Source organism: Agrobacterium tumefaciens (assembly GCF_013337285.1).
In the GTDB taxonomy this organism is placed as follows: domain Bacteria; phylum Pseudomonadota; class Alphaproteobacteria; order Rhizobiales; family Rhizobiaceae; genus Agrobacterium; species Agrobacterium burrii.
The window spans coordinates 165,160-173,861 of the sequence record NZ_SUPW01000010.1 but is presented as its reverse complement, the minus strand read 5'-3'; the positions used below and the strand labels follow the sequence as shown (position 1 = coordinate 173,861).

The following is an 8,702-nucleotide window of genomic DNA, read 5'->3' as shown; positions in this document are numbered from 1 at the left end:
TCGGTGGGGGTGTGGGCTGCTCCCCCCCCCCCCCCCCCCCCCGCCTGCGGCTCTGGGGAGGATCAGAGGCCCATGGAAACGAGCTTGTCGATGCTTTCCTTGTCGATCTTCAAGAGCTGATCGACAACGATGGTGTTACCCTCGGGATTGATGGTGCCGAGACCTTCGATATTGTCGCCGGCCTTGGGTGTCTCGCCCTTGGCGATACGATCGGCGAGCGTGATGAAGACCTCACCGGCCAGCTTCGGGTTCCACATGAAGCCGCCCGTCAGCGCGCCCGATTTGATGAGCTTGGCGCCCTGTCCCGGCGAAAACGGGCCGATGACGAAGACCTTGCCATCCTTGCGCCGCTCTTCGACGGCACGCCCGGCACCGATCGGTCCCTGCGAACCGAAGGCAAGGAAACCGCTCAGGTCAGCATTGGCGGACATCAGGTCAAGCGCCGTCGACCGGCTCTTGTCGAGATCTTCGGCGACGCCGTAGCGATCGCCGACAAGCTTCATGTCCGGATAATTGGCCTTGATATAGGCGATGGCGGCATCGGCCCAGGCGTTGTGAAGCGGAACGGTGAGCGAACCGACGAAGACGGCATAAGAACCCTTGCCGCCCATCTTTTCCGCCAGCAGCTTGCCATGCGCTTCACCAAAACCCTTGGCGGAGGCCAGTTCAAAGTCCCAGTCAGCGCCGAGCTGCTTGGGCGATTCATGGGTGATGACCTTGATGCCGGCGGCCTGGGCCTTCTTCAGCACCGGCTCAAGCACCTTGGCATCATTCGGCACGACACCGATGAAATCGACCTTCTGGGCGATCAGGTCTTCGATGGCACGAACCTGCAGGGCCGGGTCGGCGCTGGTCGGGCCGACCATGAAACCGTCGACGCCGAGCTTCTTGCTCTGTTCCTTGATGCCGGCTTCCATGGCGTTGAACCACGGAATACCGCCGATCTTGACGACGACGCCAACTTTCGGTCCTTCGGCGAAGGCCGCGGATGAGAGCAGCGCGAGCGACAGGCCGAGCGCCGCAGCAATAATTTTCTTCATGATGTTCCTCCTCAAAAAATCGGCAAACGAAATCCGCCGCAGCCAGTTTTTCCCTGCCGCGCTTCAAATCTCTCATCTCGCTTATTCGAGACTCTCCCTTGCCACTCCCATAGCAACCATCCTGCACAATCGATATTGCCAAATTGCACAATCGATGGTGCAATAACCATATCATGAAGCTCCCTTCCGTCAAGGGGATGCGTGCTCTAATAATCGGAATCAGCTGGGGAGATCGAAGTGACAGGCATAAGTTCCAAGAAAGCCACCATTTATGACTTGTCGCTATTGTCTGGCGCGTCAGCCTCGACAGTGAGCGCGGTGTTGAATGGATCATGGCGCAAGCGGCGGATTTCGGAGGAGACCGCAGACAAGATACTCTCGCTCGCCAAGGCACAGCGCTACACCACCAACCTGCAGGCCCGTGGCCTCAGGAGCTCAAAATCCGGTCTCGTCGGGCTTCTGGTGCCGGTTTATGACAACCGGTTCTTTTCATCCATGGCGCAGACCTTCGAGGGGCAGGCACGCAAACGCGGCCTGTCGCCGATGGTGGTTTCCGGGCGGCGTGACCCCGAGGAGGAACGCCGGACCGTAGAGACGCTGATCGCCTATTCGATTGACGCCCTGTTCATTGCCGGCGTAACCGACCCGGATGGCGTTCACCAGGTCTGCGCCCGCGCCGCCCTTCCACACGTCAATATCGACCTGCCCGGCAAATTTGCGTCGTCCGTCATTTCCGACAACCGGCACGGCGCGGAAATCCTGACATCGGCAATCCTTGCCCATGCGGCAAAGGGTGGGTCGCTCGGTCCTGACGACGTCATCCTGTTCGGCGGTCATGACGACCACGCCAGCCGCGAGCGTATTGATGGCTTTCATGCCGCGAAGGCCGATTATTTCGGCGTGCAGAGTGGTGACGATATCGAGATCACCGGTTATTCGCCGCGCATGACGGAACTGGCCTTCGAACGCTTCTTCGAGCGCAGGGGCCGTCTTCCCCGCTGTTTCTTCGTCAATTCATCGATCAACTTCGAGGGGTTGCTTCGTTTCATGGGGCGTCATGACGGGGAAGCGTTCGGCGACATCGTCGTCGGCTGTTTTGACTACGACCCATTCGCGTCATTTCTTCCCTTTCCCGTTTACATGATCAAACCGGATATTGCGCAAATGCTCGAAAAAGGGTTCGAACTGCTGGAAGAGAACCGGGCAGAGCCCGAAGTCACCATTATCGAACCGCAGCTCATTCCCCCGCGCACCGCCCTTGAAGGGCCGCTTGATGACATCTGGGATCCGGTCGCGGTACGCCGCATATCAAGGTGAAACGTTCCGCTCCATCAGCGGAGGAGCCCTTCGGAGAAGCGCCAATTCCGCTTGACCTCAACCGCACTTGACGTCGTACCGATTTGCATGAAGCCCACCATTGCAATGGAATGACGATGATCGAAAAGCTCCTGAAGATGCTGAAAGACGGCAAAGATGCGCCCCTCCTGCGTTTTTCACTCGCAAAGGCCCTGATGGCCACGCGGCAATTCGACGATGCGGCGCAGCATCTGCGCGAGGCGGTTCACCAGGACCCCGATTACTCGGCCGCCTGGGCGGCGCTTGGCGAATGCCTTATGCGTCTCGCAGACGACGACGGTGCGATTGCCGCGTGGGTTGAGGGCAGCGCGGTTGCCACGAAAATGGGTGACATCCAGGCAAAACGGCAGATGGATGTCCGGCTTCGGCGTGCGCAATCGCGGCGCCTCACGGTCGCCCAAGGGTAAGCCGCCGATCGATGCCAATATTGCTAAGAAACGCTTCGTCATGGCTGACAACCAGGAGCGCGCCATCATAGGCCCGCAGGCCGGCCTCCACGGCCGCGATGGAATCGATATCCAGATGGTTTGTCGGTTCATCGAGGATCAGCAATTGCGGCGGCTGCGGACCACAAAGAACGCAGGCGAGACCCGCGCGCAGCATCTGTCCGCCCGAAAGCGTTCCGACGATCTGCAAGGCGGCATCGGCACGAAACATGAAGCGGGCAAGCGCTGCCCTGCAGGCGTTCTCACCGGCCTGCGGGTTAAGTTGAAGGAAATTGTCGCGGATAGAAAGCTTCGTATCCAGCAGGCTGATCTGCTGGTCCAGAAAGACGGACGTCACACCGAGGTGGACTGCCCCTGACAACGGCATCAATTCCTTCCTGATCACGGAAAGCAGCGTCGTTTTTCCCGATCCGTTCGGGCCGGTGACGGCGACACGTTGCGGGCCGGTGATTTCGAAGGACAGATCGGCGAATACTGGCTGTTTTCCCGAATATCCTGCGGTCAGGTTTTGCAGGCTCAGCACGGTCTTGGTTTTGTGCAAGCCGCTGGGTGGCAAGACGACAGTAACGTCCTGAAGGATCTCGATCCTCTGGCGTGCCGTCTGCAAATCCCCGGTCGCTTCGGCTTTCAGGCGACTGGCGAGATTGGCATTGTCGCCGCTGGTCTGCTCGGCTCGTCTTTTCATGCCGCCGGCGGCAATGCGGGGCATATCCCCCTTTGCCGCTTTGGCGGCGCCCTTTGCGTCGCGCCGGGCCTTGCGTTCCAGTGCCTCCTGCGACCGGCGTTTGACCTCGGACAGGCGCTTTTCGGCGCTGGCGAGATCCTGTTCGGCAGCGGCCAGTTCCTGTGCTTTTTGCGCGCGGTAATGGCTCCAGTTTCCGCCATAACGCGTTGCGCCCAGCGTCGTCATTTCGACGATGGCATCAAATGTATCGAGAAGTTCCCGATCATGGCTGACGACAATCGCTCCGCCACGCCAACCCGCCAGAAAATCCGCAACGAACAGACGACCGTCGCGGTCGAGATTATTGGTCGGCTCGTCGAGGATCAAGAAGTCGGGCGCGGCATGGATTTGGGCCGCAAGTGCCGCCCGTGTGCGCTGCCCGCCGGAAAGTGCCGAAAGCAGCGTTGACGGTAAGGCGTCCAACCCGACCTCAGCCAGCGCATCGGCAATTTTTTCCTCCAGCATCCAGTCGACATCACCAAGCTCTTCGAGTGTAGCCTGCCCCGCCTGGGCGCGGGAAAGTATCTTGAGTGCCTCACGCGCATTGAAGAGATCCGCGACGGTCTCCCCGGGCATGACCTGCACGATTTGCCGCAGAAAGCCGGTCCTGCCGGAGACGGAGACCGTACCGGCGGACGGTGACAATTCACCGGCAATCAACTTCAGAAGCGTCGTCTTGCCGACGCCGTTGCGCCCGACAAGGCCGGCTCGTTCGAGACCGAAGCGAAGATTGATGTTTGAAAAAAGCGGATGACCGTCAGGCGTGGACCATGAGAGGTCTGAAAGGGTGATGGAACAAGGCATGGATATGGTTTCCCCTGATGACAAGGCGTTGCGGCTTTGTGATCGGGTTGAAATCCATGGTTCACCATCCTGTTGGTATTGCGGAGAGAACGCCACTAATGGAAAAAAGCGGCGCGTTCGTGGCACTGGTTAGAAGTTGCGGATGAAACGCCGGAGGATGAACTCCGGCGTTTCGTTGTTTCAGGCCACCAGGCCCTTGGTCAGTTCCAGCGCCTGCCGTTCGAACAGCCGGCGATAGATGCCGTCATTGAGGCGGATAAGCGCCTGATGGTCACCTTCTTCGACAATCTTGCCCTTGTCGAACACCAGCAGCCGGTCCAGTGCCCTGACCGTGGAGAGCCGGTGCGCGATGACGAGCGTCGTGCGGCCATCCATCAGCCGTTCCATGGCCTGCTGGATCTGCACTTCGCTTTCGCTGTCAAGGCTTGAGGTGGCCTCGTCAAGGATCAGCACCGGCGCATCCGCGAGAAAGGCACGGGCAATGGCGACGCGCTGGCGTTCCCCGCCCGAAAGCTTGACGCCACGTTCGCCGACCATGGTCTCATATCCTTTTGGAAGGGACATGATGAACTCATGGGCGCTGGCCTGTTTTGCCGCCTGCTCGATGTCACGCCGCGTGGCACCCGGCCGGCCATAAGCGATGTTTTCCGCCAGCGTGCGGTGGAACAGGATGGGTTCCTGCTGCACGATGGCGATCTGGCCGCGCAGGCTCGATTGCGTGACACCGGCGATATTCTGCCCGTCGATGCGGATTGCGCCGGACTTGATGTCGTAGAGACGCTGGATGAGCTTGACGAAAGTAGTCTTGCCCGAGCCGGAATGGCCAACCAGCCCCACACGCTCGCCCGGCTTGATGGTGACCGAGAAGTCATCATAAAGCGGGGTGGGATGCGCGCCATATTGGAACGTGACGTGATCGAAGACGATCTCGCCCCTGCCGATATCAAGCCGCGCCGCATCCGGCCTGTCTTCGACGCCAAGCGGCATCTTGTCCAGCAGCACCAACTCTTCCATATCGTTGACGGCGCGTTGCAGGTTACGGATATCCTGCCCCACATCACGCAGGTAACCCTGCAGCACGAAGAACATGGCAAGCACGAAGGTGATATCACCCGGCGTCGCCAGCCCCTGTCGCCACATGATGAGGCCGGTGCCGAGAATGCCGGCCTGCATGGACACCATCATGAAGCTCTGAATGGTGCCATTCAGCGTGCCGCGCCGCCATGTTCTGCGCGTGCGGTTATCCCATTTCACCAGCACATGGCCCAGCCGCGCTTCCTCACGCGTCTCGGCACCAAAGGCCTTGACGACCGAGTTGCAGCTGATGGCATCCGCCAGCGCCCCGCCAAGCCTTGTATCCCAGGCATTGGCAAGCCGTGCCGCAGGCGACACATAACCCATGGAAAGAGCCACGGTGACACCGACATAGATCAGCGAGCCCAGGCCGACGATGAGGCCCATGACCGGCCAGTAGCTGCCGAGCACGATGGTGGCGCCGACCAGCATCACGAGGGACGGCAGAAGGGCGATGAGCAGCAGGTCGTTCAGCGAATCCAGCGCCCACATGCCGCGCGTGATCTTGCGCACCGTAGAGCCGGCGAAGCTGTTGGCATGCCAGTCCGTGGAGAAACGCTGCACCTTGTGGAAGCCGTTATTGGTGACATCAGCCATGGTTTTCAGCGTGAGCCTGATGATGCCGTTAAAGATGAACCAGCGCAGCACCACGCTGGTGAGACCAAGCGACACCACGACGACGAAGGCGTGCAGCGCCTTGTCCGCCCCGTTGCCGCCGGCAATGGCATCAACGATCTGGCCGGAAAAAACCGGCACCATGACTTCGGCCAGCGTGCTGGCGACAACCAGCACAATGATGAAACCCACCAGTGCCGGCCTGTGGCTCCAGTGGTGAAAAACAAAGCCGAGCACATGACGATAGGCATCGGCGCGGAAATCGAGCTTCTTGCGAGACATTTTAACCAGCACGGCGCCAGAAAATCGGCAACCGGTCCTCAAAACGGAAGTTGGATGGCACAGCCCGGACGGGAGACGAAATGATCCCGTCAGATCAATCGGGCCATGAAGGAAAATAAAACCGCATGTCGGGCGCGCGCAGGGCGGGCCACGAATGGATATGACCTAGTGTCGGGTCATTCCCTGCGGGAGGATTTCGGTGAATGCTGGTGTCATGCAACGCCTCCCTTTGTTTGATCTGACGCGGTGATACGTTTTGTAGCTGAGTGATTTGAGCTTGCCAAGCCGATTTTTGCAACCTTATGGCAAGTGATGCGGAAACGACACATTGGTCGATGCGACAGGCCCGTTTTTGGCCGGGCCATGATGACAGCTTCGGCTACGGGTCTTCAGCAACAGGTGGTACTGCGCACCTCAAGGCAGAGGTGCGCAGCGAGGTATCGAAGAACCGGGTTACCGCTCCCGATCAGTCCATCTGCACATTTGCATTCTTGACGACGGGTTCCCACTTGGCGATTTCGGCCGCGACGTGGGTTTTCAGCTCTTCCGGTGACGACCCGACGATCTTGGCGCTGAACTCCGCCATGCGCGCGGCGACGGCCGGATCGGCAAGCGCTTTCTTGGCGGCGGCATTCAGCTTGTCGATCGCTTCGGCCGGCGTGCCGGCGGGCGCAAAGAGCGCGTTCCAGGTGTAGGTTTCATAACCCGGGACGGTCTCGGCAATGGTCGGCAGATCCGGGAAGGATGAGGCGCGTTCGGTGGTGGTGACGCCGAGCGCGCGCAGCGTGCCGGATTTGATGTGGCCTGATGACGACGGCAGATTGTCGAACATGATCGAAATCTGGTTGCCGAGCAGATCGTTGAGCGCGGGGCCTGCTCCCTTATAGGGAACATGCTGCATGCTGACACCAGCCATGCTCTTGAACAATTCGCCTGAAAGATGCAGCGGCGTGCCATTGCCGGAAGAGGCATAGGCATATTTGTCCGGCTCGGCTTTCAGAAGCGCAATCAGTTCCGCAACGCTGTTGACGTTGAGCTTCGGATTGACGACCAGCACATTCGGCACCACCACCAGCAGCGAGACCGGGGCGAAATCCTTTTCCGGATCGTAAGGCTTTGTTTTAAGGATAAGCGGGTTGAGCGCATGGGTCGCGACCGTGCCCATCAGGATCGTATAGCCATCTGGCTCGGCCCGGGCGACACGGTCGGCACCGAGATTGCCACCCGCGCCGGCGACATTTTCAACGACGATCTGATGGCCAAGCTCATCGCCCATCTTCTGCGCGATGACGCGCGCCACCACATCGGTGGAGCCGCCCGCCGCGAAAGGCACGACCAGCGTCATGGTCCGATCGGGAAAACCCTCGGCGCTCGCCGTCATTCCCAGCATGCAAAAAGAAGCTGCCGTGGCGGCAAGCTTCAACACCATACGCCGTTTCGAAAACCGGTAATTCATGAACCCTCCTTTAACATGGCCTCCCCGCCATGCCGGCATAGTAGCTCAAAAGCCCTCGAGAGCAACCCATGGCCGCCGCTGCCGCAAAAGCGGTCCGGAGGGATCGCCGGCGCAGTTTGCCGGGGCGGATCACAACCAAAAAGGCCCTCCCGGTTTAGGGAGGGCCTTATCTTGTTACCAGCGATAATAATCGCGACGGTCGCGCCATTCACGGTGCTCTCGCCAATCGCGGCGGTCTCGCCGTTCCCGCCATTCTCTGCGGGCCTGACGTTCGCGCCATTCGCGGCGACCTTCCCAGCGGTCGCGCCTGTCCCAGCCGCGCTCATAACGCGGCGGTCCGTTCGGACGGCAATTGCCGCGCGGCGACAGATGAAAGCCGCGTCCGCAGGCATAGTCGACGGTCTGAACATTGGATGTCGCGGGTGCAGACGGCTGACCCACGGGCATGGCGTTCGCGCCGGTGCCGAACAGGGCGCTGAGAAGCATTCCCGCGCCAAAAATCATCTTACGCATGTCATCTCCCTCCTTATGGGATGGGGGGATTTAGCGCCCCGGCGGGTGAACTGCGGCTGAATGAATCTGGGTGTTTTTGTGGCAGGGTGCCGCACTTCATGGCGAGGATGAGGCCGCGCTCTTTTAGACAACTGGTTGCGGCCGTGAGGTTTTGGTCGTAGGTCTCAAGGTTACGGGGAGATGGCTATTGGACATCAATCAGGACGAAAAGCACGAAACGAAACCAGCGGGCAGACGCCCGATCTGGCCTTGGTTGTTATTGGGGCTTTTCACGCTTCTGGCCATTCACCTCTATATGGAGGTGAACGCCATGATGGATGATCTCGCCCGCACCTGGAGCGACCTCGTGCAGCTGTTCTGGTGGATCATGCCGGACCCGCAGAACTAAGGCC

At 60.0% G+C, this 8,702-nt stretch carries 8 protein-coding genes; 3 read left to right on the top strand and 5 right to left on the bottom strand.

The window, feature by feature from the left end:
- Positions 1–62 precede the first annotated feature (62 nt).
- On the bottom strand, positions 63–1,040 hold the full coding sequence (locus tag FCH38_RS21535; protein ID WP_174375095.1) for a substrate-binding domain-containing protein: 978 nt from the start codon (positions 1,038–1,040) through the stop codon (positions 63–65).
- Between the two features lie 237 nt (positions 1,041–1,277).
- Here FCH38_RS21535 and FCH38_RS21530 point away from each other — a divergent pair, with 237 nt between their 5' ends.
- Positions 1,278–2,357: a LacI family DNA-binding transcriptional regulator gene (locus FCH38_RS21530; RefSeq protein WP_174375094.1), complete on the top strand. Its 1,080-nt coding sequence runs from the start codon at positions 1,278–1,280 to the stop codon at positions 2,355–2,357.
- 116 nt (positions 2,358–2,473) lie between these two features.
- Entirely contained in the window at positions 2,474–2,803 is a 330-nt protein-coding gene (locus FCH38_RS21525; protein ID WP_174375093.1) for a tetratricopeptide repeat protein, read from the top strand.
- Here FCH38_RS21525 and FCH38_RS21520 read toward each other — a convergent pair.
- From FCH38_RS21520 to FCH38_RS21505, 4 genes are all read right to left on the bottom strand, one after another.
- Positions 2,784–4,370: an ABC-F family ATP-binding cassette domain-containing protein gene (locus FCH38_RS21520; RefSeq protein ID WP_174375092.1), complete on the bottom strand. Its 1,587-nt coding sequence runs from the start codon at positions 4,368–4,370 to the stop codon at positions 2,784–2,786. The genes FCH38_RS21525 and FCH38_RS21520 overlap by 20 nt on opposite strands.
- Before the next feature lie 180 nt (positions 4,371–4,550).
- Positions 4,551–6,341, bottom strand: coding sequence for an ABC transporter ATP-binding protein (locus FCH38_RS21515; protein ID WP_174375091.1), 1,791 nt, complete (start codon positions 6,339–6,341; stop codon positions 4,551–4,553).
- 466 nt (positions 6,342–6,807) lie between these two features.
- Complete coding sequence (locus tag FCH38_RS21510; protein ID WP_174375090.1) at positions 6,808–7,797, bottom strand: tripartite tricarboxylate transporter substrate binding protein; 990 nt, start codon at positions 7,795–7,797, stop codon at positions 6,808–6,810.
- 174 nt (positions 7,798–7,971) lie between these two features.
- Positions 7,972–8,310, bottom strand: coding sequence for a GCG_CRPN prefix-to-repeats domain-containing protein (locus FCH38_RS21505; protein ID WP_149901052.1), 339 nt, complete (start codon positions 8,308–8,310; stop codon positions 7,972–7,974).
- Between the two features lie 187 nt (positions 8,311–8,497).
- Between FCH38_RS21505 and FCH38_RS21500 the strand changes: the two genes are divergently transcribed.
- Positions 8,498–8,698, top strand: coding sequence for a hypothetical protein (locus FCH38_RS21500; RefSeq protein ID WP_149901051.1), 201 nt, complete (start codon positions 8,498–8,500; stop codon positions 8,696–8,698).
- Positions 8,699–8,702: the final 4 nt, after the last annotated feature.